The organism is Rhodococcus sp. LB1, assembly GCF_001583455.1.
Taxonomy (GTDB): domain Bacteria; phylum Actinomycetota; class Actinomycetes; order Mycobacteriales; family Mycobacteriaceae; genus Rhodococcus_F; species Rhodococcus_F opacus.
In genome coordinates this window covers 1-206 of the sequence record NZ_LTCZ01000405.1, presented here as the reverse complement: position 1 = coordinate 206, position 206 = coordinate 1, and the positions used below count along the sequence as shown (strand labels likewise).

1 pseudogene is annotated in these 206 nt (G+C 66.0%); it reads right to left on the bottom strand.

From position 1 onward, the window contains the following. A pseudogene (locus tag AZG88_RS53140) lies at positions 1 to 206 on the bottom strand (NADP-dependent oxidoreductase); the annotation flags it as partial.

The window sequence follows — 206 nt, the reverse complement described above, 5'->3', positions numbered from 1 at the left end:
ATGCGGCGTAGTTGCTCACCGCTGGCACGCATGAAAAGGAATTCGTAGCTCACGCCCGCTTTCGCGGCTTGTCGGCGTATTTTGCGGCTCAGGGCGGTGATCGCGAGACGAACGATCGGATTGACGCCGGCGGTGCGGGCGAACGTGGGGTCGGGTGGGCCGGCGATACCGATTGCCTTGCCGCCCGGCCGGAGCACGCGCAGTGA